Raw genomic sequence first — 21538 nt, 5'->3', positions numbered from 1 at the left:
CCAAGGGCATGAAGTTACTGATTGTTGAGGACGATGAGTTATTGCAGCAAGGCGTGGCGTTGGCAATGTCCAACGAAGGCTACGCCTGTGATTGTGCGGCCACAGGTGCGCAGGCCAATAGCCTGATCGTCACCAGCCAGTACAGTATGGTGATCCTTGACCTCGGCCTGCCAGATATTGACGGTGCCACCCTGCTGCGGCAGTGGCGTCGTCAACACATCAGCATCCCGGTGTTGATCCTCACCGCTCGTGACGCGTTGCAAGACCGTGTCGATGGCCTGGATGCCGGTGCCGATGACTATCTGGTCAAACCCTTTGCGCTGATTGAGCTGCAAGCCCGGGTGCGCGCTTTGATCCGCCGCTATCAGGGCCACAGCGATAACCTGCTGCAACAGGACGATCTGACGCTCAACCTGTCCAGCCAGCAGGTGTATCTGCAACAGCAGGCGATAGACGTCACGCCGAAAGAGTTTGCCATTCTGTCGCGTCTGATGATGCGGGCCGGGCAAACCGTCAACCGTGAGCTGTTGCAACAGGATCTCTATACCTGGAACGACGATCTGGGCTCGAACACCCTCGAAGTGCATATGCACAACTTGCGCCGTAAACTGGGCAAAGATCGTATCCGTACCATACGTGGCATCGGTTACCGTCTGGAGCCCGCATCTTGATCAGCATGCGCCGTCGTTTGCTGCTGATGTTGGCCCTGATCCTGCTGGTCACCCAGCTCATCAGCGCATTTTGGTTATGGCACGAAAGCCAGGAGCAGATCAGTTTCCTGGTAGATGAAACCCTCTCAGCCAAAGTCCGCAACGAGCGGGTCGATACCGAGATTGCCGAAGCGATAGCTTCTCTGCTAGCTCCCTCATTGATCATGATGGTGGTGACCTTGCTGGCCTCCTTCTGGGCCATCAGTTGGATTATCCGGCCGCTGAATCAACTGCAGGACAAGCTCGAGAAACGTTCGGCAGATAATCTGACCCCTTTGCCAGTATCTAACGACAGCCTAGAGGTGGTGGCGGTCACCAAGGCATTGAATCAGTTATTGTCACGGCTTGACCATACCATCCAGCAGGAACGCCTGTTTACGGCCGATGCGGCCCATGAATTACGCACGCCGCTGGCGGGGATCCGTTTGCATCTGGAACTCATGGAGCAACAGGGGATCACGGGTAGTAAGCAACTGATCGCCCGCATTGACCAACTAATGCACGTGGTTGAGCAATTGCTGATGCTATCGCGCGCCGGGCAGGATTTCGCCAGCGGCCATTACCAACAGTTTGACTGGGTGGCCAACGTTATCAAGCCACTGCAAGGTGAGCTGGAGGAGCTTGCCGCTCTACGCGGACAAAAGATTGCCTGGCAACTGCCAGCCAGTGCCCCGACCCATGGCGATCCGGTGCTGCTGCGCCTGATGCTGCGTAATCTGGTTGAAAATGCGCACCGTTATGGCCCTGAGAAGAGTGTCATTCGTGTTCAGCTCACCCCCGAGAATAATGGACAACGCTTACAGGTTCTCGACGAGGGGCCGGGTATCAAACAAGAGATGGCGGGAGAGTTGACTCAGGCCTTCCGCCGGATGGACCAGCGTTATGGTGGCAGCGGGCTGGGATTGAATATCGTGATCCGTATCGTTCAGTTGCACCGTGGCTGTCTACGTCTGGAAAACCGCACCGATACCAACGGCCTGGATGCACAGTGCTGGTTACCCGATAATATTTTGAATCAGTAAACACCAGGGCGCAGCATGCAGCCCCCTACGTAACAGATTTTCAGCCGTCCAAAAAACAACAAGGGCCCGGTTCATCGAACCGAGCCCTTACTTTATTACGCAGAATTACTTCTGGTAGACGATTTCGACGCCTTCGTCGTCATCTTCATCCCAGTCATCATCCCAATCGTCATCCGCTTCAGCTTCCACTTCGGCGATCTGCTCACGGTGGTAATCATCCCACATGAACTCGACTTTTTCTGGCGCGCTTTCTTCGATCGCCATGGCTTTAGGTTGCGTATTGATGAAGTTCATCACGTCCCAGCACAGCGCGTTAACGCCTTCGCGGTTCGCAGCGGAGATCATGTAGTACTTACCTTCCCAACCCATGCCTTCTACGATCGCCTTGGCACGCTCGGCGGCCTCTTCCTCGTCCAGTAGGTCAACTTTGTTGAACACCAGCCAACGTGGCTTGTGCGACAGATTCTCGCTGTACTGGTTGAGCTCGTTGATGATCACCTTGGCATTCTCTACCGGATCGGACTCGTCGATCGGAGCAATGTCCACCAGGTGCAGCAACACGCGGCAGCGCTCCAGGTGTTTCAGGAAACGGATCCCCAGGCCAGCACCTTCATGTGCGCCTTCGATCAGGCCAGGAATGTCCGCCACCACGAAGCTTTGTTCATGGTCCATACGTACCACGCCCAGGCTCGGTACCAGCGTGGTGAACGGGTAGTCCGCCACTTTTGGCTTGGCAGCAGAAACCGCGCGAATGAAGGTCGACTTACCGGCGTTCGGCAGGCCCAACATGCCCACATCCGCCAGCAGCAGCAGCTCCAGCAGGATATCGCGCATCTCGCCCTTGGTACCCAGCGTTTTTTGGCGCGGAGCACGGTTTACCGAGGATTTGAAACGGGTGTTGCCCAGGCCGTGCCAACCGCCTTTCGCCACCATCAGACGCTGCTGATGACGGGTCATATCACCGAGGATCTCACCGGTGCCCTGATCCTGCACACGAGTACCGACCGGTACCTTGATTTCGACATCTTTACCGCGTTTACCGGTACAGTCACGGCTCTGACCATTCTGGCCACGTTCGGCACGGAAAGATTTTTCAAAGCGGTAATCGATCAGGGTATTCAGGTTTTCGTCTGCCACCAGGTAGACGTCACCGCCGTCACCGCCGTCACCGCCATCTGGCCCACCGTTCGGGATGTATTTTTCGCGGCGGAAGCTGACGCAACCATTACCGCCATCACCTGCCACGACCAGGATCGTTGCTTCATCTACAAACTTCATTTACCGTCTCCGTAACTCATTCACCGGGCCGCTTCAAAGAAGCAACCAGGCTGGTTTCTGCCCGTCGCGGCCACCAACGGTGACCAATTGCGGAAAACATGGCACCTGCAACCACCACAAAAGCACCTACATAGCCAACGACATTCAATGCCGGGGCCGTAAATACCTGTGGCCAGGCCAGCGCCAATAAATCTGAAAACAGCAGGGTAAACAGGGGAGTCAGCGTGATTAACGCACTCACCTGGGCCGCCTGCCAGCGCGCCATCGCTTCCGCCAGCGCACCATAACCAATCAGCGTGTTAGCACCACAGAACAGCAGACAGGCCAATTGCCAGCCGCTGAGCTGGAAAATCACCGCTGGCTTCGCAAGCGGGAATAACGCGATCGCACATAAAGTGTACAACAAGACCAGGATCTGCGGTGAGGCCAATCGACGCAGTAATACTTTCTGCGCCACGCCATAGGTCACCCAAACCATGGCTGCACACACGCCCAACAACACACCGAGCGTGTAGTCTGTGAACTGAGTGAAGATCTCGATCAGGCTGACGTTGAAAAACAGCATCAGCCCGCAGATCAGCATCAGAGCGCCAATCACCTGAGTGATACGCATCCTTTCTTTCAGGATCAATACGCTGGCGAACATCATGCCCACCGGCGAGAGTTGGCCGATAACCTGCGAGGCCGTCGGACTCAAATATTGCAGCGAAGAGCTGAAGAAGACAAAGTTGCCCAACAACCCGGCAGTGGCGATCGCCAGCAACAGCAACCAGCGGGGTTGACGGAACATTTTCACCGGGGGTAAACGCCCGCGCACTGCCAGGATCATCCCCAGGCCGATGGCGGCAATCGTAAAGCGATACCAGACGATGGTAAACGGCTCCATCACTTCCAGCACTTCTTTCATTGCGATAGGCAGTGCGCCCCAGCAAACCGCTGTGGTGACCGCCAGAAAAATACCAACGCCAGCCTGCTGTTTTTTTTCCATCTTCTCACTGTCTGTGCGTTGTGCCGCCAAGCACAAGCAATCTATAAATGTAAAAAGCCCCGCAACGAATTGCGGGGCTTAACATCTATTTCGTAAGGCTCGAAAAATTATTCAGCTTCGATGCTGATAAATTTACGATTGCTCGGGCCTTTAACTTCGAATTTGACTTTACCGTCTTTCAAAGCAAACAGAGTGTGGTCTTTGCCGCAACCCACGTTGGTACCAGCGTGGAATTTGGTGCCGCGCTGACGAACGATGATGCTGCCTGCCAGTACTGCTTCGCCGCCAAAGCGTTTTACGCCCAGACGTTTAGCTTCTGAATCGCGACCGTTACGAGTCGAGCCGCCAGCCTTTTTGTGTGCCATTAATCCGCTCTCCTAACTTAAGCGCTGATGCCGGTGATTTTAACATCAGTGAACCACTGACGGTGACCTTGCTGCTTACGATAGTGCTTACGACGACGAAACTTAACAATCTTGATCTTTTCGCCACGACCGTGAGCAACCACTTCAGCTTTGATCTTACCGCCATCGACGAAAGGAACGCCGATTTTGATATCTTCGCCATTAGCGATCATCAGAATCTGGTCAAACTCAACCGCTTCACCAGTTGCGATGTCCAGCTTTTCCAAGCGAACGGTTTGACCTTCGCTTACTCGGTGTTGTTTACCACCACTTTGGAAAACCGCGTACATATAAAACTCCGCTTTCCGCGTGCCCAACTGTTCAGTACAGAGCGCGCTATAAATATTCACAATAGGGCGCGAATTCTACGCAATAATCCTGCATATGACAAGAGCAGATTAGGGCCAGAAGGTGAAAAAAGAAGAAAAAAAACACAGTTTCTCTCACAACGTTTATCTGGGCCGATTTTCAAGTACAATCAACAGGACAGTTACCGCCATGTACCGATGTGAGCAGCGTTCTCATCGCGGTCAACAGAAACACAGCTGAAAAAAATACAATGAACCTAGAACAAATTACTGAGTTAACCGCGCAAGATATGGCGGCCGTGAACGCAACAATTCTCGAACAGTTGAATTCCGATGTCACGCTCATCAATCAACTTGGCTATTACATTATCAGCGGTGGCGGTAAGCGCATTCGCCCGATGATCGCCGTTCTGGCAGCACGGGCCTTGCACTATCAAGGCGATAAACACATTGCCGTTGCTGCCCTGATAGAGTTCATCCATACCGCGACCCTGTTGCATGATGACGTGGTGGATGAGTCCGACATGCGCCGTGGCAAGGCGACCGCCAACGCGGCGTTTGGCAATGCCGCCAGCGTGTTGGTGGGCGATTTCATTTATACGCGTGCTTTCCAGATGATGACCAGCCTGGAATCGCTGCGCGTGCTGGCAGTGATGTCCGAAGCGGTCAACGTGATCGCCGAAGGTGAAGTGCTGCAGTTGATGAACGTCAACGATCCGAATATCAGTGAAGAAAACTATATGCGGGTCATCTACAGCAAAACCGCTCGTCTGTTTGAGGCGGCAGCTCAGTCATCAGCCATCCTCTCAGAGGCTAACCCGGCGGAAGAGCAGGCGCTGCAAGACTATGGCCGCTATCTTGGTACGGCATTCCAACTGATCGACGATCTGCTGGACTACAGTGCAGACGGCGTGACCCTGGGTAAAAATACCGGCGATGACTTGAACGAGGGCAAGCCGACGCTGCCGTTGTTGCATGCGATGCATAATGGCAATGCCGAGCAGTCTGCGATGATCCGTGGCGCGATTGAACAGGGGAATGGCCGCCATCTGCTGGAGCCGGTTCTGGCTACCATGCAGGAGTGTGGTTCACTCACCTATACACGTCAGCGCGCAGAAGAAGAAGCGGACAAGGCGATCGCCGCATTGCAGATTTTGCCCGACTCTCCTTATCGAACCGCACTGGAAGGATTAGCGCATCTGGCGGTTCAACGAGACTTTTAAGAAATTTAAGTTTCTTAATATTCAAATAGGCCTGCAATGCAGGCCTATTTATTTGCCTTGCTAATGAGATCCAGCAACCCCGCAACCCCATTCTCCGCCAGAAAACTCAATAAAACCGCGTATTCGTCAGGTTTCATACCTGCCAGATAGCTCTGCAAACGTGCCCCAGGATCGTCATCACGGAAGACGATATAAGTCGCCGGTTCCTCTGCAGCAAGGGGATATCGCTGGGGATACAACTCATTTTGGGTCGAGAGGGGCAGGCTGCTGATATGATACTCCTTAGTCACCCCCTGCTTGCCAAAACGTCGCTGCCATCGCCAGTTTTGCTCACGTGCTCGCTTATTGATCCCTTGCGGTGAGCTGCCCAATTCGCCTTTCTCTTTCAGTTCGTTGGCGGTAAACCACTCCTGACCCATTCCCCCCTCCTTGATCTCGGCGTTGCCCCTAACTGACTTATCAGACCTTCCAGTTGCATGAACAACTAATGCCAATAAGTTAGTTATAACATTAACCAAGCCGTTGCCAATAACCAAAAATCTGACGAAATACTCAAGAAACACTTACTAAATAAGGAGGGGAAAACAGAGAGGCGACGCAGAAAGGAGCTTGGTGGGAGCACCATATGGCTACTCGGGCGCAGCATGCGGCGCCCCTACAAAGTGCACGTCAGCTGAGGAGATTTACTGTTTGTTCTTTTCGGCAATCCAGGTCAGCAGGCTATCCATACCTTCACGCATCAAAAATGCCATCACTTGACCACGCTCACTGTCTGAAAGGTGGTAATAGTATTCGATCCACACCGCCAGTGGGTCCTGACGTCCGGCCTCATAGATCGCAGGCTCTTCGCGCAATACCAGCAGGTTTTTGACGCCGGTAGGCAAACTGTCGATATGGTATTCCAGCGCCTTGCCTTGCACGCCTTTGCGGCGACGGCTGAGCCAATTTTCGCGCCGGGCCATCAGATTGATTCCCTGTGTAGAGGACGGTAATCCTGCGATGCCTATCAGCTCCTTGGCAGCAAACCACTCGTTTTTCATAGCCATGATCTCGGGACAATTGTGTGGCAAGACAAATTTTTCAGAAACCATAAGGTATTTTTGGGAAACTTGGTGGTATCCTAGTTTCTGAATAAACGCTTCACGTTGTTCAAACGATTAATACTTACCTGTTAGTTATACCACTAACAGAACTTTCTCTAATCAAAAAAGGAATGAAAATATGAATTCACGGGACCCAGATTGGCATCCAGCAGACGTCATCGCGGCTTTGAAGAAGAGAGGTACCACTCTGGCTGCGGTTTCACGGGGGGCAGGGCTAAGTTCATCGACGTTGGCCAACGCGCTGTCACGTCCTTGGCCCAAGGGAGAGTGGTTGATTGCTGATGCACTGAACGTACATCCGGCAGAGATCTGGCCGAGCAGATATTTTGATCCGCTCACCCATCATCTGCGAGATCGGAAAAGTCGAATCAAATCATGATAAACATAAGAAAGCCGCCGGATTCGGCCCGGCGGCTTATCAAAACATCACATACTGAGGGATCAGTTGTTGATAAACTTCTCACCCAGTTCGATATCTTTGTGCAGCACGTCCAACATTTCGCTCAACGCTTTTTGCTCGAAGGCACTCAGGGTACCGATGTCTTTACGATCTTCGATACCGTTTTTACCCAGTAGCAGCGGCTGTGCAAAGAAGCGGGCATATTTGCCATCCCCTTCAACATAGGCACATTCCACTACGCCTTTCTCACCGCTCAGCGCACGTACCAGAGACAGGCCAAAACGTGCAGCAGCCTGGCCCATAGACAGGGTTGCAGAACCGCCACCGGCTTTGGCTTCAACCACTTCGGTACCCGCATTCTGGATACGTTTGGTCAAATCAGCCACTTCCTGATCGCTAAAGCTTACGCCTGGGATCTGCGACAGCAGAGGCAAGATGGTCACGCCTGAGTGGCCGCCAATCACCGGTACGTTCAGCTCTTCCGGTTGTTTGCCTTTCAGTTCCGCGACGAAGGTGTTGGAACGGATGATGTCCAGCGATGTGATACCAAACAGTTTGTTTTTGTCGTACACACCCGCTTTCTTCAACACTTCTGCCGCAATGGCCACCGTGGTATTCACCGGGTTGGTGATGATACCGATGCAGGCTTTCGGGCAGGTTTTAGCCACTTGCTCAATCAGGTTGCGTACGATGCCAGCGTTAACGTTGAACAGATCGGAACGATCCATCCCTGGTTTACGCGCAACGCCAGCAGAAATCAACACCACGTCCGCACCGTGCAGCGCAGGAGTTGCATCTTCGCCACTGAAGCCTTTGATTTTAACTGCGGTTGGGATGTGGCTTAAGTCAACGGCAACGCCTGGGGTAACAGGGGCAATGTCGTAGAGGGAGAGTTCAGAACCTGAAGGAAGCTGGGTCTTGAGTAGAAGGGCGAGGGCCTGGCCAATACCGCCAGCAGCACCGAGAACTGCAACTTTCATCCTATACTCCTTTATTGTCTTAAATATAAAAGCGCCGTGAATTCTTTGGTCACGGACCTTAATTTATCACGCCTTTAAAAACAACCTCTTAACAGTCGGTTTTAGATCTGGCGCAATAAAATGGCCGATGTTGCGAGCATTTTAAAGTAAATAGCTTATGCATTAAGGGCATAGCGCACACTAATCGAAAATAGTGCCAAGCTTTTCACGATCGCGTTAACCGGCGGTTACATTACACCCTTACGTAACATCAGAACAACATCATTTTAATAACATTTTCGTTACCGGAGAGCTGACTCGATTCCCGCACCGAAAGGGCATATTCATGAGCAACGGATTTTGTTAAAATCGCGCTCTTGCCTTTCTGTCTGGGCATTTTTAATTTTCCAGACGGCCCCCATATTGCATAAAAATGCATTTATATGCATAATAATCAGCTCTATTACCAACATTCCACGGTGCAAAATGCGTAATCCCGCAAAGCAGGAAGATCTGATCAAGGCGTTTAAGGCGTTATTGAAAGAAGAAAAATTCAGTTCTCAAGGCGAGATCGTTTTGGCGCTGCAAGAAGAAGGCTTCGAGAACATTAACCAGTCCAAGGTATCACGCATGCTGACCAAGTTCGGGGCGGTACGCACGCGTAATGCAAAAATGGAGATGGTGTACTGCCTCCCGGCCGAACTCGGTGTCCCAACCACCACCAGCCCGCTCAAGAATCTGGTGCTGGACGTGGACCATAACGACGCGGTGGTGGTGATCCATACCAGCCCAGGTGCGGCGCAGCTGATTGCCCGTCTGTTGGACTCACTGGGCAAATCCGAAGGGATCCTGGGTACCATTGCCGGTGACGACACTATTTTTGTCACTCCGGCCAGTTCATTTACCGCACGCCAACTGTTTGAAGCCATTCTCTCCTTGTTCGAACAGGAACTTTGATGCATTCAGCGCAGCCTGCGGCGCTCCGTCGCGGGCTGTGCATCCTTTATTAACCCTTCATTTACTTCTTCCGCACTGCCTACCACGTTTAAAACTGCCAAAAAGCCGACCTGCAGCACATTTCAATGACATTTCTGGGTGACTGGTGATAGTGACTGGAAGCTTCCGCACTTTTAGTCAAAAGCACTTAGCTCATTGAAATTACAAAAATTTAACATCAAAAGTGTATTTTATCGCCGTTTTTTATTCCATTAGGTTATTAAAAGTAACGGCCACCCCAATAAAGTTTCACTAGAAACTGTTAGTCAGCTATTAATTTTTTCCGTTACTAGATGTATACTCATTTTCGTGACGTAAATCACAGTTCATTGGAACTGATAAAAGAATACGAAGAGGATAAATCATGAAAATTAAAACTACCGTAGCAACAATTAGCCTGCTGTCCATGCTGTCTTTCGGTGCATTCGCAGCACAATCCGTTGATGCTTCACAGGCTGAAAAACTGCAGTCTGCCGGTACCATCACCGTGAGCGGCGTCGGTGCAGCACCTTCTGATATCCGTCAGGCACTGTCTGCCAAAGCCGATGCCCAAGGCGCGACTGCTTACCGCGTGATCGAAGCTCGTAACGAAGGCAACTACCACGCTACCGCTGAGATTTACAAGTAAGTACAAGATGTTATGTGAGCATTGCACGACAACTCTCTGGTAAAAAACCAAGTAGATAACCGCCTTCAAGTATAAAAAACGCTGTAAAGCCCTTCCAGGCCGTTATCTCTGAACGATTAAGGATCCAAGTATCATGAACATGAAAACTACTCTCGTTGCACTTAGCCTGCTGTCTGCCGTTTCTTTCGGTGCTTCTGCGGCTAACCTGGTCACTGATGCCCAAGCCAGCAATCTGCAGTCTGTCGGCACCATTACCGCTAGCGGCGTGGGTGGCGCACCTTCTGATATCCGTCAGGCGCTGTCTGATAAAGCGGACCAGCAAGGGGCCAAAGCCTACCGTGTGATCGAAGCCTATGAAAATGGCAACTGGCACGCAACGGCTGAAATCTACAAGTAAAACACCGAGGTCGCGCTTACTGAACTGACTACCCTCGTCACTGCCACTGCCGAGTTCTCAGGTAAACGTTATATCCTCGGAAATTGTCGTCGTCCTATCCGACGAACCCCATTGCCCTCGCACGCGAGGGCTTTTTTATGGGTGTAAAAAAGGCCGCATCAGCGACCTTGGTATTGGAACAAGCGCCGCACGCGACGCCTGTTTAACTAAACGTTAGTAGGTTTCTTTCGGTTCAGCCTTGTTAGCCAGCCCTGCCAGCAATTTGTCATGAATGCCGCCAAACCCGCCGTTGCTCATCACCAGAATATGGTCACCCGGCTGCGCGGTTTTCACGATCATCTCCACCAGCGTATCCAGATCGGCACTCCAGTGCGCGGGCTGGACACAAGCTTCGGCAACTTCTGCTACCTGCCACGGGATGTGGTGAGGCTGGAACAGGAACACTTCGTCGGCACGACCCAGTGAGGGGGCCAGATCGTTTTTGCTGATCCCCATTTTCATGGTGTTTGAGCGAGGCTCCAGCACGGCCAGGATGCGTGCGGTGCCGCCCACTTTGCCACGCAGCGCCGCCAAGGTAGCCAGAATGGCTGTCGGATGATGAGCAAAGTCGTCATACACCGTGACGCCGTTGGCTTCACCACGCAATTCCAGACGGCGGCGGGCATTGATAAAGTCACCCAGCGCCCGGCAGGCATCGGCTGGCTGTACGCCAACATGACGGGTAGCAGCGATTGCCATCAGGCCATTATGCATGTTGTGTTCGCCCACCAGCGCCCAGTTAACTTCCCCTACCTTCTCACCATTGAGGAACACTTCGTAATGGCTGGCATCCGTCGTCAGTTTGTGTGCGCGCCACGCGCCCCCTTCCCCGACCCATTCCTGTTCGCTCCAGCACCCCATCGCCATCACCTGTTTCAGATGGGTGTCGTTTTCCGGCAGGATAATCTTGCCTTGGCCCGGCACCAGGCGTACCAGGTGGTGGAACTGCTTCTGGATCGCTTTCAGATCGTCAAAGATGTCGGCATGATCGAACTCGAGGTTGTTCATGATCAACGTGCGCGGGCAGTAATGAACGAACTTGGAGCGTTTGTCGAAGAAGGCACAGTCATACTCATCGGCTTCGATGACAAAGAACGGGCTACCGCCAAGACGGGCCGAGACATCAAAATTGCCTGGTACACCGCCGATCACAAAGCCCGGCTGATAACCGCAGGCTTCCAGGATCCAGGTCGCCATCCCGGCGGTGGTGGTTTTACCGTGTGTTCCCGCTACCGCCAGCACCCAACGATCGCGCAGGACATAATCATGCAGCCACTGAGGGCCAGACATGTAAGGAATGCTCTGCTCCAGCACCGCTTCTACGCAAGGATTACCACGGCTCATGGCATTGCCGATAATCACCAGATCCGGAGCCGGATCCAACTGGGCAGGATCGTAACCCTGGATCAGATCGATCCCCTGCTTTTCAAGTAAGGTGCTCATAGGAGGATAGACGTTGGCATCTGAACCGGTCACCTCATGCCCCAGTGAACGAGCCAACATGGCTAGCCCACCCATAAAGGTGCCGCAGATCCCAAGAATATGTATGCGCATTAGGTCTCTCATTTTAGTGCAACGATTTACTGCCTATTCTAGCGCTCAGAATCGCTCAGAAGAAATGGATTTGCCTATGAATCGCAAGTTGCTTTGGGCTACACTGCTGACGAAAACGTTGGCGGTATGTTAACAAGCCGCTATCCATCCGTAGATTCAGGGATTGTGTCATGAAAACGTTAGGCGAATTTATCGTCGAGAAACAACACGACTTCTCTCACGCCACCGGTGAGCTGACCTCATTACTTTCTGCCATCAAACTGGGTGCCAAGATCATTCACCGTGATATCAACAAGGCAGGTTTAGTTGATATTTTGGGGACTAACGGCATTTCCAACGTTCAGGGCGAAGTTCAGATGAAGCTGGACCTGTTCGCGAACGAAAAGCTGAAAGCAGCGTTGAAGGCTCGTGGTGAAGTTGCGGGCATCGCGTCGGAAGAAGAAGACGAGATCGTGATTTTCGACGGCGAGCGAGCTGAGAATGGCAAGTATGTGGTGCTAATGGATCCGTTGGACGGCTCGTCCAACATTGATGTGAACGTCTCGGTCGGGACGATCTTCTCTATCTATCGCCGCATCACTCCGATTGGCACGCCAGTCACCGAAGAAGATTTCCTGCAGCCTGGCCATGCACAGGTAGCGGCCGGTTATGTAGTTTATGGCTCTTCCACCATGCTGGTATACACCACCGGTTATGGCGTACATGCCTTCACCTACGATCCGTCTCTGGGGGTGTTCTGTCTCTCCCACGAGAAAGTGCGCTTCCCGGAAAAAGCCAATATGTATTCCATCAACGAAGGTAACTACATCAAGTTCCCGCTCGGGGTGAAGAAATACATCAAATACTGCCAAGAGCAGGATGAAGCCACCCAGCGCCCTTATACCTCACGCTATATCGGTTCACTGGTTGCCGACTTCCACCGTAACCTGCTCAAAGGCGGCATCTATATCTACCCAAGCACCGCCAGCCACCCACAGGGCAAGCTGCGTCTGCTGTATGAATGCAACCCGATGGCGTTCCTGGCTGAACAGGCCGGGGGTAAAGCCAGCGATGGCAAAAACCGCATTCTGGATATCGTGCCGCAACAACTGCACCAGCGTGCGCCATTCTTCGTCGGAACCAAATCGATGGTAGAAGACGCCGAACGCTTTATTGCTGATTTCCCAGACCAGTAACGCTATAAAAGGGGCGGCATACCGCCCCTTCACATCACAGTTTGAACACAGCCATACTCTGTGCCAATAGTTGCGCCTGCTCTTCCAAAGAGCGCGTTGCTGCCGCAGACTCTTCCACCAGCGCCGCATTCTGCTGTGCCACCTGATCCATTTGCACTACCGCCAGGTTAACCTGCTCGATCCCACTGCTTTGTTCGCGAGTGGCCGCCGAGATTTCACGCATCAGCGCCGTGACGCGCCCGACTTCGCCCGTTATTCCGTTCATGGTCTTCGCCGCCGTAGCCGCCATCTGTTCACCTTCCCGCACGCGGTGTTGTGAAACTTCGATCAGCCCTTTGATCTCTTTGGCCGATTGCGCACTACGTTGGGCCAGGCTGCGTACCTCACCGGCCACCACGGCAAAACCACGGCCTTGCTCACCGGCACGTGCCGCCTCTACCGCCGCGTTGAGCGCCAGGATATTGGTCTGGAAGGAGATACCGTCCATCACGCTGATGATGTCGGCGATGCGTCGGGAGCTGTCGGTAATGGCCTGCATCTTGCTCATCACCTGGCTGACCACGTCACTGCCCTGTTCGGCAATATCGGAGACGCTCAGTGCCAACTGGTTGGCCTGTTCGCAGTTTTCAGCATTCATTTTCACCGTAGAGGTCAACTGCTCCATACTGGCGGCGGTTTGCTCCAGCGAAGCGGCCGATTCCTCCGTACGCTGCGCCAGATGAACGTTACCCGCAGCCAACTCACGGGAGCCGGTGTCGATCTGGCTGCTGGCATCGCGGACTTTACTAACCGACATCACCAGCGATTGTTGCATACGCTGCATGGCGCTTACCAGGCGCCCCATTTCGGTATCACCTTCACCGCTAATTTCGTGGGTCAGATCCCCGGCGGCAATATGCTCCAATTGGACGATCGACTCATCTAACGGGCGCAGCAAGATCACACGCATAGCAAACCAGGCCAGCACCGCCAGTAACATGCTGAGCAGCCCAGCCGCAACGATCAGGATAATCTTGGTGCTGGCATTACTTTCTGCCTCACGCGCATGCTGCTGGCCAATATCCATGGCAAACGCGCGGAATTCACTAAGATCGGCTTCAAAAGCAATGCTCAACTTAGAGATATGATTTTCTTGAATGGCGTAATAGTCATCCAACTTCCCCGCCTTTATGGCCGCCGCCATGGGCGCAATGCCTTGCTCCAGATAGGCGCGATAGCTCGCCTGCATCCGCATTGAGAATTGGCGACCGCGTTCGGTCACCGTTCCCACGTCGACAAAGCGCGCCATTTCCTTTTTCGACTGTTCCAGATAGCCATAAATGCGCCCCACCGAGGCGTCAGCAACCTCAATCTGACCAATCTCGCGCTGGCGTACTGCAAGCGAGGCAGCCGTTCTGGCCCGTAGCGCCAGGTTGGAGCTATTGGCCAACGAACCCAGTTCTTCCCCCAGGATCTGGTTCAGAGTCTGTAGCGAACGTGTTCCGTCGTTAATGGCTTTAACCCCGATGATGCTGACAACAATCAACAGCAACGTCATCAGGCTCAACAGGGCAATCAGCCCGGCCTTAACGGTGATCTTCTTTAACATGAGTGTTTCCCGGCTTTAGAAAAAAGTAGCTTCAGATGTAGAGGAGGCAAGAAGGCAGGGTCAGCTAGCTGCTGGACCGTTATTATTTGAGGAAGTTATCGGCAGCCGGGGAGTAAACTTCAATCAATGAGGGATTAATCTGGAAAAGTTGCTGTTATCGGCCAGGCAGCAGCTCAATGATGAAAAGGACGGGAAATCACAAAAGACTCCGCTATAATAGCCGCCACTCCATTTCTGGTTTGATTAAAGGAAACCGACATGAGCTTGAACCTGGTCCCTGCTGGCAAAGACCTGCCAGAAGACATCTACGTAGTTATCGAAATCCCGGCTAACGCCGATCCAATCAAATACGAAATCGACAAGGAAACGGGTTCGCTGTTCGTTGACCGTTTCATGTCCACGGCGATGTTCTACCCGTGCAACTACGGTTACATCAACCACACCCTGTCACTGGATGGTGATCCGGTAGACGTGTTGGTGCCAACCCCATACCCACTGCAACCAGGCTCAGTGATCCGCTGCCGCCCAGTTGGCGTGCTGAAAATGACCGACGAAGCCGGTGAAGATGCGAAACTGGTTGCCGTACCGCACAGCAAACTGACCAAAGAGTACGATCACATTAAAGATGTGAACGACCTGCCAGAACTGCTGAAAGCGCAGATCACCCACTTCTTTGAACACTACAAAGATCTGGAAAAAGGCAAGTGGGTAAAAGTGGATGGTTGGGCAGATGCTGCTGCAGCCAAAGCTGAGATCGTTGCCTCTTTCGAGCGCGCCAAGAAGTAATTCTCGCCCGAACTGATAAAAAAACACCGCCCAGATGAGCGGTGTTTTTTTTACTGCTTTTCGTCAAGACGCTTGAGCCAGTCACCGCTTTCAATCCGCGGGAAACCGTCCACGCTGTGCCTATACAGGTAGATCCACGCACTGCCGTAAGGCGTGCGGATCAGCTCGCGCTTGTAGTCTTTGGTATTGCTTTTCAACTCGTCCAGCTCGGCCAGAATCGATGAGTTAATACGATACACTTCGCAGTGTACCGTGCCCTCTCCAGGGATCGCCGCCGGGTAGTGCCCCAGATTATAAAGCTGGTAGCCTTCTAACTCATGTTCACCCAACCATTGGGCGTTGGTCATCCAATGGCTGTTTCCCTGTTTGCGTCGTAAACTGCCGTAGACAATTATTCGCATAGCTAAAACTCAAACTGATAGAGCACATCCAGTGCCTGGTCTAGACCAGACACCGCTTCCAGATACAACCTAGGCATCAGGCGGTATCGCAACGTCAGCGTGGCCAATGAGTCGAAGATCCCCACCCCATATTTTACTTGTAAGCCAGGGAGGACATAGCCGCTCACCACTACCTGAGAGCTGTCGCCAACTCCCTCGGTATCAAGGGCCAGATTACTTACGCCAAACGCCTCGCCGATTTTACCCACAAGTTGACCACTTTGTGCAACCCCCATACCAATTAACATTGAGGTCATGGCGTTACCATCGGCACCGCCAGCCCCTAATCCCTGGCCGCGCAGCAGGTAAGACAGCGCTTCTTGCTGAGACATGGCCGGATCGGAGAACACCTCAAGCCTTGGCGCATCGGCCATGCCGGTCACGCGGACACCAGCGGTCACGTCATTTTCCGTAGCATCCGGATTACGGATCGCCTCAATATTCAGCAGCGGTTGATCTGGTGGCCCAGAGAATATCAGTTGGCCTTTACGCACGAGCAGATCCTGACCATACGCATGGAAACGCCCCGATGGAATATTAATCTGGCCATGTACTCCCAGACCATTCTGGTCCTGTGCCACACGTAGATCGCCACGCAGTCTGGCTTTCAGGCCAAATGCATCCAGACGCACGTCGTTACCCACGCGGATCGTCAGATTGCTGTTGATTGGGATCCCTGCCGTCGCCGGTTGGATCGGCTTGAGCTGGTTATCCAACATCACTTCATCAGGAGAAACCCCGACTGCGCTTTCTGGCAGCTCCTGCACCGTGATGCGCGCCCAAGGGATACCTACGCTACCATTGAGTGAGAACAGCTGCGGCGTGGCTTCGAACACCACATCCGGTGAAACATCAATACGGACCATTGGCGGCAGGGTCACCCGCAGCCGATCGCCCTTGGCTGCAATACGTGCACGCCAGGCATTGATATCCCGCCAGTCGGCATCCCCGGACAGATTGAGCTGCCCATGCGTGGTCGCCAGCAATCCTTCCAGGGTCGAGGTCATCCCGTTGAAGTTCAGCGCCAGGCGGCCTTCGGTCATATCGAACGGCATCCAGTGGCCAACGATCGCTACCTTATCCAACGCCAGACGGCCAAACACCAGCGGGTTCTGCGCATTGCCGCCTAATTGCAGGTTGGCATTCAGCATCCCCGCGGCTTTCTCGCCCTGCGTCAGTATCGGGTTAAGCAGCGCCAGCGACACATTGGTGATATTGACGTTGCCGCTGATGGTACGACGTACCTGCGGATCGGCGATCTGAACGTTACCGTTAAACTGCCCGTTATTAGTCAGCTTGATCAGCCAGTCTGCCTGTGCCCGGCCATTGTTCAGGCCCGCATTGAGGTTTAGCGTGTCAAAGGCGATCGGCAATGCGGCGCCCTGCACCTGCTGCACCACTTTCACTCCTTTGCCAACCAGTGAAACCTTCGCCTGTGGCAATGCCCCCCCCGGTTGCCAACTTACGTCAGCTCGGCCAGTAAAGACCCCGTTCATGGCGGTATCCGGCCCCAGGAACGGTTTGATCATTGCCAGGTCGAAGCGATTGAGTACCACGCTAGCCTGGCCGCTGGCCCCCGCCTCGATGGTTCTAGGTACGCACAGCTCGGCATTCGGGTTCACCCAGCAATGCGGCCCTACGCTGATTTTCTGTTGCGTATTCAGGTAATCCAACGCGATGGCACGGCTAAGACGCCATTCACCCACCGGTGTATCAAAACGAGTGTTGTTCAGGTTGCCTCGCCAGCGCTGTTGCTGACGATCAAAACTGCCCTCCAGGGCCAACTGCCCGGAGACTGGCTTGCCATCAATGTTCAATTGCAGCCGATGTTGGCGCTCACTGCCTCTGGCATCCAACGTCAACAAATTGACCTGCAGCGCGTCCTGCTTGAGCTGTTCAACCCGTACCGCCAGTTGCCCCTGGATCTGATCGCTGGAACGGACATCACCGTTGACCTTCACCCGATTGATGTGTAGCGCCTGCCATTGCAAGCCTGTCGCGGTCAGGTCTGCCAACAGCTGTGGTGCCTGCAAATTTCCGCGCAGCTTCAACTGCCCGCGGACATTTCCAGCAAGGCCCGGCAAGGCTCCGTCGAGATGCGCCGCATCAACATTGGCATCCAGCACCCAGCTTTTCTCATCCAACTGGCCTTTAACGTTGAGCGTATTGCGCCCCAACGCCAGATCGATACCCGGGATCGTCCACTGCCCGGCCGCATTGCCACGCAGGGAACCGCGCGCCGATACCTTGTTTTGTTTCACATTGCCGTCGAGCTGCAGCACCGGCACCTGTAATTGCCAACTGCCGCCGTGCAGGCTGCCACGGGTGGTGATTTTCCCTTCCAAACGCGCTGGCCATTCCGGCCATTGCTTGGCGGTATTAATGCCTGAAAGCGTCAGCTGTGATGTCCAACTGATCGCTTTGCTCCAGTCCACCAGCGCCGTCAGATCGGTGTTCCCCTCCAGCGCAACCAACCGCAGGCGCTCGAGTCTGAACTGTTCAAGATTACCTTTACCATCCAGCTGTAGCACTGCCGGTGGCAGATCCTGGCCTTTGAAATTGGCGCGGGTAGAGAGCGCATAATCTGCGGCCTTGCCGTTAAAGCGCAGGCGGAAGTCATTGATCTGATACTGTGGCTCGCCGGTCAGCGGCCATTTCAGCTGTTTGCTTTGCAGCGTCAGCGCCAAGGGTAAACCCACCTCTGCCAACTGGGTTTGCACATCCAGCTGCGCACCAACGGGGCCAGACAGGTTAAGCGCCACTTTCAGCTCTTCACGCAGCCCACCAGACACATTCAGCTTCGCCTTCTCGCCTTTCAGCGGATCGATATTCAGCGTGCTGTTGGCCACCATTTCCACCGGCCAACTGCCGGTCAGCGTTGCCTGCCCTTTGGCGGAAAGCATGCCTTGCGGCGATCTCACGTCAAAGCGATCGAGCTGAATGTGCTGATCTTTGGTGCTGGCCTGCAGCTGCAAGCGGGTGATCGACACCTCAGTGTCCCCGGTCAGATGTAGCTGCTCGCCGTTGATTTCCTCAACGGTAATATCCAGCGGCAGGCGAATTTCTGGCAGATCCGGCAGCAGCGGTTTGGCAAACAACGCCTTCAGAGTTTCGCCCAACGGTTGCTCTTCCGCTGGCGGTGGCACCAATGCTGGCGCAACCGTCGTTTTCTCTGCCACCTTGTCTGCCACTTTCTCCGCTGCGGGCTGCAGTGCTTCCGGCAAAGGATTCACCGGCGTTTTTTGCAGCGCGATCAGCAAAGCGCGGACCGTAGTTGGCCTCAACGTCAAAGCACGTTCCTGCCACTGAGCACCAGTACTGAACTCCCCCAGCGAGATCGCCGTATCGTCCACGGTAACCTTGACGTTATTCAACGCCAGCTTACGCAGGGTAATAGGATAAGGCGTGCTGAGATCGCCGATCGGCTCGTTGCTTTCCTCAACCGGCGCAGAAGGCGCCATTTCGGCGGTTTTCACCACCACATCAACATCCTGTGCGGTCAGCGCATTGACGCACAATGAACTGCGTTTAAAACAGGAGAGATCGAGCGAAAGATGGAACTGCCCGGCGTTAACCGCCACGCCTGGCATCTGATACTTCACACCTTTCAAGGTCAGATCGCGCCAACCGCCACTGACCGCCGCAATTTCCAACCCGGGTACCCAGCGGGCAGCCCCGTTGATCACCATATGCAAGCCGGTCGTGGTGCCAAGCAGAAACGCCAACGTGCCAATCAGCAGCAACAGCAGGATCAAAAATCCCAGACAAATCTTTTTTATCAGGCTCATAGTTCAGGCCCCAAACCGATATAAAACTGTAGGCCGTGGGTCTCTTGATCCCCAACCGGCGCGGCGATATCCAGCTTCACCGGCCCTACCGGCGACTGCCAGCGCACGCCAACGCCCGCACCGGTCTTGAAATTGCTGTCTGAGAATTTATTGACCGCCTGCCCGGAATCCACAAACATCGCCCCCCACCAGCGGCCAGTGACGTTATATTGATACTCCAGCGAACCCGTCACCATTTTAGAGGCACCGGTCAGCTTGCCGTCATCCCCACGCGGGGAAATGCCCTGGAATTTATAACCACGGATACTGCGATCGCCACCGGCGAAGAAGCGCAAATCCGGCGGCACTTTGTCAAAATCGTTGGTTTCGATCCAGCCTACCTGGCCACGGACCACAAAGCGGTTTTTCTCCCCCAAGGTGCGGATCCAGACGTTCTGCGCCTGCAGTAACGCAAAATCGACCCCGGAACCCCATGTGGTGTCCGACACGTCAATGGAGTAGCGCTGGCTGTCACCCCACACCGGCATCAGGCCACCGCGTGAACGCGTACGGTTGATGGCCACACCAGGATAAAGCAGCATAGTGGTATTGGTGACGGTACCCTGGGTAAAGTGGTCCAAGCGCCAACTGAGGTTGATCGCACGCTGCCAACCGCTGGAAAGATCCCAGTTACGTGAGGCCACGACCTTGGTACTGTCAGATTGGGTATCGTTCAGATCGGTACGTTTGAAACCGGCCTGCAACAGGTAATACTGCTCTAGCGGGCTACGCAACAACGGGATCTTGTAGGTCAGATCCAACTGCTGTTCTGGCGCGGAAATACTGGCGGTGGTGGTCAAGCTGTGGCCCCGATCGTTCAGCCAGGGCTTGCGCCAGGTTCCACGCACCCTTGGGCCGATATCGGTAGAGAAGCCGCCGCCCAACTCCACAATATTGCTGCTACGCGGGGTTACCAGCGCATCTAACGGCAGGATCTTGCTCTCTTTGGCATCGGTGAAATCAGGGGATACCACCACCGAGTTGAACCAGTTGGTAGCAGACAAGCGGCGGTTCAGCTCAGCCAGATCGTTTGAGCTGTAATAATCGCCCTGATGAAAGGGCACCAGGTTTTGCAGATAGTCTTCGCGGATTTGCGAGCCCTTGAAAATCACTTTGCCGAAGTGATAACGCTCGCCACTGTCGAAATCAATGTCCCAGAACGCTTTATGCAGCTCTTCCGCTACACCCAGTTGGCTCTTTTTCATGTTGGCATCGAAATAGCCTTTACGCAGCGCGATCCCGGTCAGGGAACTTTTAAAGCTATCGTATTGGCCATGATTAAGGATCTCGCCCACGGTTGGCCGGTCGGTTCTGACCAGACGCAGGTAATCCTCATCCGTTCTTGCGCCACCTTCCAGCGTAATATTCGCCCCGGCAATGCGCACTGGCTCACCAGGAGTGACATGAACATGCAACACCGGACGCGAGAGCTTCGGGTTATCGTCAAAGGTGAAGTCAATGGTGGGCTCGTAATAGCCCAGTGGCCGAAGCCCCTGACGGATGGCAGCATCCACCCGAGCGCGGAAACGCCCCTCAGCATTAACCTCTTCCGGCGTGATCGCCGAAAGGCGCACACGAACGTTGCGCTCCAAATCCCCACTCAGGCCGTCAACCTGCAGCCGCACATTCGCCGCTAATACCGACGGCGTAACGAATAGCGCACATAACATGCAAAGGACACGATATCGTGGCACAGGTGCTCCTTAATTGATT

General features: G+C 53.8%; 21 protein-coding genes. 9 read left to right on the top strand and 12 right to left on the bottom strand.

What is annotated here, in order from left to right:
* Positions 1-8 precede the first annotated feature (8 nt).
* The gene (gene pmrA, locus WN53_RS10540) at positions 9-671 is read left to right on the top strand and encodes a two-component system response regulator PmrA (RefSeq protein ID WP_024483366.1); all 663 of its coding nucleotides are present in this window, start codon (positions 9-11) and stop codon (positions 669-671) included.
* The gene (gene pmrB / locus WN53_RS10535) at positions 668-1732 is read left to right on the top strand and encodes a two-component system sensor histidine kinase PmrB (protein WP_024483365.1); all 1065 of its coding nucleotides are present in this window, start codon (positions 668-670) and stop codon (positions 1730-1732) included. The genes pmrA and pmrB overlap by 4 nt, the downstream gene beginning before the upstream one ends.
* Before the next feature lie 105 nt (positions 1733-1837).
* Here the strand turns inward: pmrB and cgtA are convergent, their stop codons facing one another.
* The 4 genes from cgtA to rplU form a co-directional block, all read right to left on the bottom strand.
* On the bottom strand, positions 1838-3010 hold the full coding sequence (cgtA, locus tag WN53_RS10530; protein WP_024483364.1) for an Obg family GTPase CgtA: 1173 nt from the start codon (positions 3008-3010) through the stop codon (positions 1838-1840).
* A gap of 16 nt (positions 3011-3026) precedes the next feature.
* Complete coding sequence (locus WN53_RS10525; RefSeq protein ID WP_024483363.1) at positions 3027-3998, bottom strand: DMT family transporter; 972 nt, start codon at positions 3996-3998, stop codon at positions 3027-3029.
* Positions 3999-4105: 107 nt separating this feature from the next.
* The gene (gene rpmA, locus WN53_RS10520; protein ID WP_004933559.1) at positions 4106-4363 is read right to left on the bottom strand and encodes a 50S ribosomal protein L27; all 258 of its coding nucleotides are present in this window, start codon (positions 4361-4363) and stop codon (positions 4106-4108) included.
* Between the two features lie 17 nt (positions 4364-4380).
* The gene (gene rplU / locus WN53_RS10515) at positions 4381-4692 is read right to left on the bottom strand and encodes a 50S ribosomal protein L21 (RefSeq protein ID WP_004955927.1); all 312 of its coding nucleotides are present in this window, start codon (positions 4690-4692) and stop codon (positions 4381-4383) included.
* 269 nt (positions 4693-4961) lie between these two features.
* On the opposite strand from rplU, the gene ispB reads away from it, so the two are divergent.
* Entirely contained in the window at positions 4962-5933 is a 972-nt protein-coding gene (gene ispB / locus WN53_RS10510; protein WP_021807527.1) for an octaprenyl diphosphate synthase, read from the top strand.
* 44 nt (positions 5934-5977) lie between these two features.
* On the opposite strand, the gene WN53_RS10505 is transcribed toward ispB, so the two are convergent.
* Complete coding sequence (locus tag WN53_RS10505) at positions 5978-6352, bottom strand: DNA-binding protein (RefSeq protein WP_024483362.1); 375 nt, start codon at positions 6350-6352, stop codon at positions 5978-5980.
* 264 nt (positions 6353-6616) lie between these two features.
* On the bottom strand, positions 6617-6973 hold the full coding sequence (locus WN53_RS10500; protein WP_024483361.1) for a DNA-binding protein: 357 nt from the start codon (positions 6971-6973) through the stop codon (positions 6617-6619).
* Positions 6974-7154: 181 nt separating this feature from the next.
* Here WN53_RS10500 and WN53_RS27210 point away from each other — a divergent pair, with 181 nt between their 5' ends.
* Complete coding sequence (locus WN53_RS27210) at positions 7155-7415, top strand: helix-turn-helix domain-containing protein (protein WP_071783710.1); 261 nt, start codon at positions 7155-7157, stop codon at positions 7413-7415.
* A gap of 62 nt (positions 7416-7477) precedes the next feature.
* Here WN53_RS27210 and mdh read toward each other — a convergent pair whose 3' ends face one another.
* Complete coding sequence (gene mdh / locus WN53_RS10495) at positions 7478-8416, bottom strand: malate dehydrogenase (RefSeq protein ID WP_024483360.1); 939 nt, start codon at positions 8414-8416, stop codon at positions 7478-7480.
* Positions 8417-8881: 465 nt separating this feature from the next.
* Here mdh and argR point away from each other — a divergent pair, with 465 nt between their 5' ends.
* The 3 genes from argR (at position 8882) to yhcN (WN53_RS10480) (ending at position 10416) form a co-directional block, all read left to right on the top strand.
* Positions 8882-9352 carry a transcriptional regulator ArgR gene (argR, locus tag WN53_RS10490; RefSeq protein ID WP_021179033.1) on the top strand — a complete coding sequence of 157 codons (471 nt, stop codon included), beginning with the start codon at positions 8882-8884 and terminating at the stop codon, positions 9350-9352.
* 403 nt (positions 9353-9755) lie between these two features.
* On the top strand, positions 9756-10019 hold the full coding sequence (gene yhcN, locus WN53_RS10485) for a peroxide/acid stress response protein YhcN (RefSeq protein ID WP_024483359.1): 264 nt from the start codon (positions 9756-9758) through the stop codon (positions 10017-10019).
* A 133-nt stretch (positions 10020-10152) separates the two neighbouring features.
* Positions 10153-10416 carry a peroxide/acid stress response protein YhcN gene (yhcN, locus tag WN53_RS10480; RefSeq protein ID WP_021179031.1) on the top strand — a complete coding sequence of 88 codons (264 nt, stop codon included), beginning with the start codon at positions 10153-10155 and terminating at the stop codon, positions 10414-10416.
* 213 nt (positions 10417-10629) lie between these two features.
* On the opposite strand, the gene mpl is transcribed toward yhcN (WN53_RS10480), so the two are convergent.
* Complete coding sequence (gene mpl / locus WN53_RS10475) at positions 10630-12009, bottom strand: UDP-N-acetylmuramate:L-alanyl-gamma-D-glutamyl-meso-diaminopimelate ligase (RefSeq protein ID WP_024483358.1); 1380 nt, start codon at positions 12007-12009, stop codon at positions 10630-10632.
* Between the two features lie 170 nt (positions 12010-12179).
* Here mpl and fbp point away from each other — a divergent pair, with 170 nt between their 5' ends.
* On the top strand, positions 12180-13184 hold the full coding sequence (gene fbp / locus WN53_RS10470; RefSeq protein WP_029711176.1) for a class 1 fructose-bisphosphatase: 1005 nt from the start codon (positions 12180-12182) through the stop codon (positions 13182-13184).
* A gap of 34 nt (positions 13185-13218) precedes the next feature.
* On the opposite strand, the gene WN53_RS10465 is transcribed toward fbp, so the two are convergent.
* A complete protein-coding gene (locus WN53_RS10465; protein WP_024483357.1) occupies positions 13219-14772 on the bottom strand; it encodes a methyl-accepting chemotaxis protein in 1554 nt (517 codons plus the stop codon).
* Between the two features lie 258 nt (positions 14773-15030).
* On the opposite strand from WN53_RS10465, the gene ppa reads away from it, so the two are divergent.
* Positions 15031-15558: an inorganic diphosphatase gene (gene ppa / locus WN53_RS10460; protein WP_024483356.1), complete on the top strand. Its 528-nt coding sequence runs from the start codon at positions 15031-15033 to the stop codon at positions 15556-15558.
* Positions 15559-15608: 50 nt separating this feature from the next.
* Here ppa and WN53_RS10455 read toward each other — a convergent pair whose 3' ends face one another.
* Genes WN53_RS10455 through tamA form a run of 3 tightly spaced genes read right to left on the bottom strand, consistent with a single transcriptional unit; the run spans position 15609 to position 21519 of the window.
* Complete coding sequence (locus tag WN53_RS10455; protein ID WP_024483355.1) at positions 15609-15959, bottom strand: gamma-glutamylcyclotransferase family protein; 351 nt, start codon at positions 15957-15959, stop codon at positions 15609-15611.
* 2 nt (positions 15960-15961) lie between these two features.
* Positions 15962-19786, bottom strand: a complete 3825-nt coding sequence (gene tamB / locus WN53_RS10450) for an autotransporter assembly complex protein TamB (RefSeq protein WP_024483354.1) — start codon at positions 19784-19786, stop codon at positions 15962-15964.
* A complete protein-coding gene (tamA, locus tag WN53_RS10445) occupies positions 19783-21519 on the bottom strand; it encodes an autotransporter assembly complex protein TamA (protein ID WP_024483353.1) in 1737 nt (578 codons plus the stop codon). Before tamA ends, tamB begins: the two co-directional genes overlap by 4 nt.
* Positions 21520-21538: the final 19 nt, after the last annotated feature.

This window comes from Serratia fonticola (assembly GCF_001006005.1).
In the GTDB taxonomy this organism is placed as follows: domain Bacteria; phylum Pseudomonadota; class Gammaproteobacteria; order Enterobacterales; family Enterobacteriaceae; genus Chania; species Chania fonticola.
This window is presented reverse-complemented; position numbering and strand designations above follow the sequence as displayed.

What these genes read in the sequence shown, in the direction of transcription:
- yhcN (WP_024483359.1), top strand. Translation starts at nt 9,756, where the DNA reads ATGAAAATTAAAACTACCGTAGCAACAATTAGCCTGCTGTCCATGCTG.
- fbp (WP_029711176.1), top strand. Translation starts at nt 12,180, where the DNA reads ATGAAAACGTTAGGCGAATTTATCGTCGAGAAACAACACGACTTCTCT.
- WN53_RS10465 (WP_024483357.1), bottom strand. Translation starts at nt 14,772, where the DNA reads ATGTTAAAGAAGATCACCGTTAAGGCCGGGCTGATTGCCCTGTTGAGC.
- WN53_RS27210 (WP_071783710.1), top strand. Translation starts at nt 7,155, where the DNA reads ATGAATTCACGGGACCCAGATTGGCATCCAGCAGACGTCATCGCGGCT.
- mpl (WP_024483358.1), bottom strand. Translation starts at nt 12,009, where the DNA reads ATGCGCATACATATTCTTGGGATCTGCGGCACCTTTATGGGTGGGCTA.
- rpmA (WP_004933559.1), bottom strand. Translation starts at nt 4,363, where the DNA reads ATGGCACACAAAAAGGCTGGCGGCTCGACTCGTAACGGTCGCGATTCA.
- pmrA (WP_024483366.1), top strand. Translation starts at nt 9, where the DNA reads ATGAAGTTACTGATTGTTGAGGACGATGAGTTATTGCAGCAAGGCGTG.
- WN53_RS10525 (WP_024483363.1), bottom strand. Translation starts at nt 3,998, where the DNA reads ATGGAAAAAAAACAGCAGGCTGGCGTTGGTATTTTTCTGGCGGTCACC.
- WN53_RS10455 (WP_024483355.1), bottom strand. Translation starts at nt 15,959, where the DNA reads ATGCGAATAATTGTCTACGGCAGTTTACGACGCAAACAGGGAAACAGC.
- WN53_RS10500 (WP_024483361.1), bottom strand. Translation starts at nt 6,973, where the DNA reads ATGAAAAACGAGTGGTTTGCTGCCAAGGAGCTGATAGGCATCGCAGGA.
- argR (WP_021179033.1), top strand. Translation starts at nt 8,882, where the DNA reads ATGCGTAATCCCGCAAAGCAGGAAGATCTGATCAAGGCGTTTAAGGCG.
- ispB (WP_021807527.1), top strand. Translation starts at nt 4,962, where the DNA reads ATGAACCTAGAACAAATTACTGAGTTAACCGCGCAAGATATGGCGGCC.
- mdh (WP_024483360.1), bottom strand. Translation starts at nt 8,416, where the DNA reads ATGAAAGTTGCAGTTCTCGGTGCTGCTGGCGGTATTGGCCAGGCCCTC.
- yhcN (WP_021179031.1), top strand. Translation starts at nt 10,153, where the DNA reads ATGAACATGAAAACTACTCTCGTTGCACTTAGCCTGCTGTCTGCCGTT.
- tamB (WP_024483354.1), bottom strand. Translation starts at nt 19,786, where the DNA reads ATGAGCCTGATAAAAAAGATTTGTCTGGGATTTTTGATCCTGCTGTTG.
- WN53_RS10505 (WP_024483362.1), bottom strand. Translation starts at nt 6,352, where the DNA reads ATGGGTCAGGAGTGGTTTACCGCCAACGAACTGAAAGAGAAAGGCGAA.
- rplU (WP_004955927.1), bottom strand. Translation starts at nt 4,692, where the DNA reads ATGTACGCGGTTTTCCAAAGTGGTGGTAAACAACACCGAGTAAGCGAA.
- ppa (WP_024483356.1), top strand. Translation starts at nt 15,031, where the DNA reads ATGAGCTTGAACCTGGTCCCTGCTGGCAAAGACCTGCCAGAAGACATC.
- cgtA (WP_024483364.1), bottom strand. Translation starts at nt 3,010, where the DNA reads ATGAAGTTTGTAGATGAAGCAACGATCCTGGTCGTGGCAGGTGATGGC.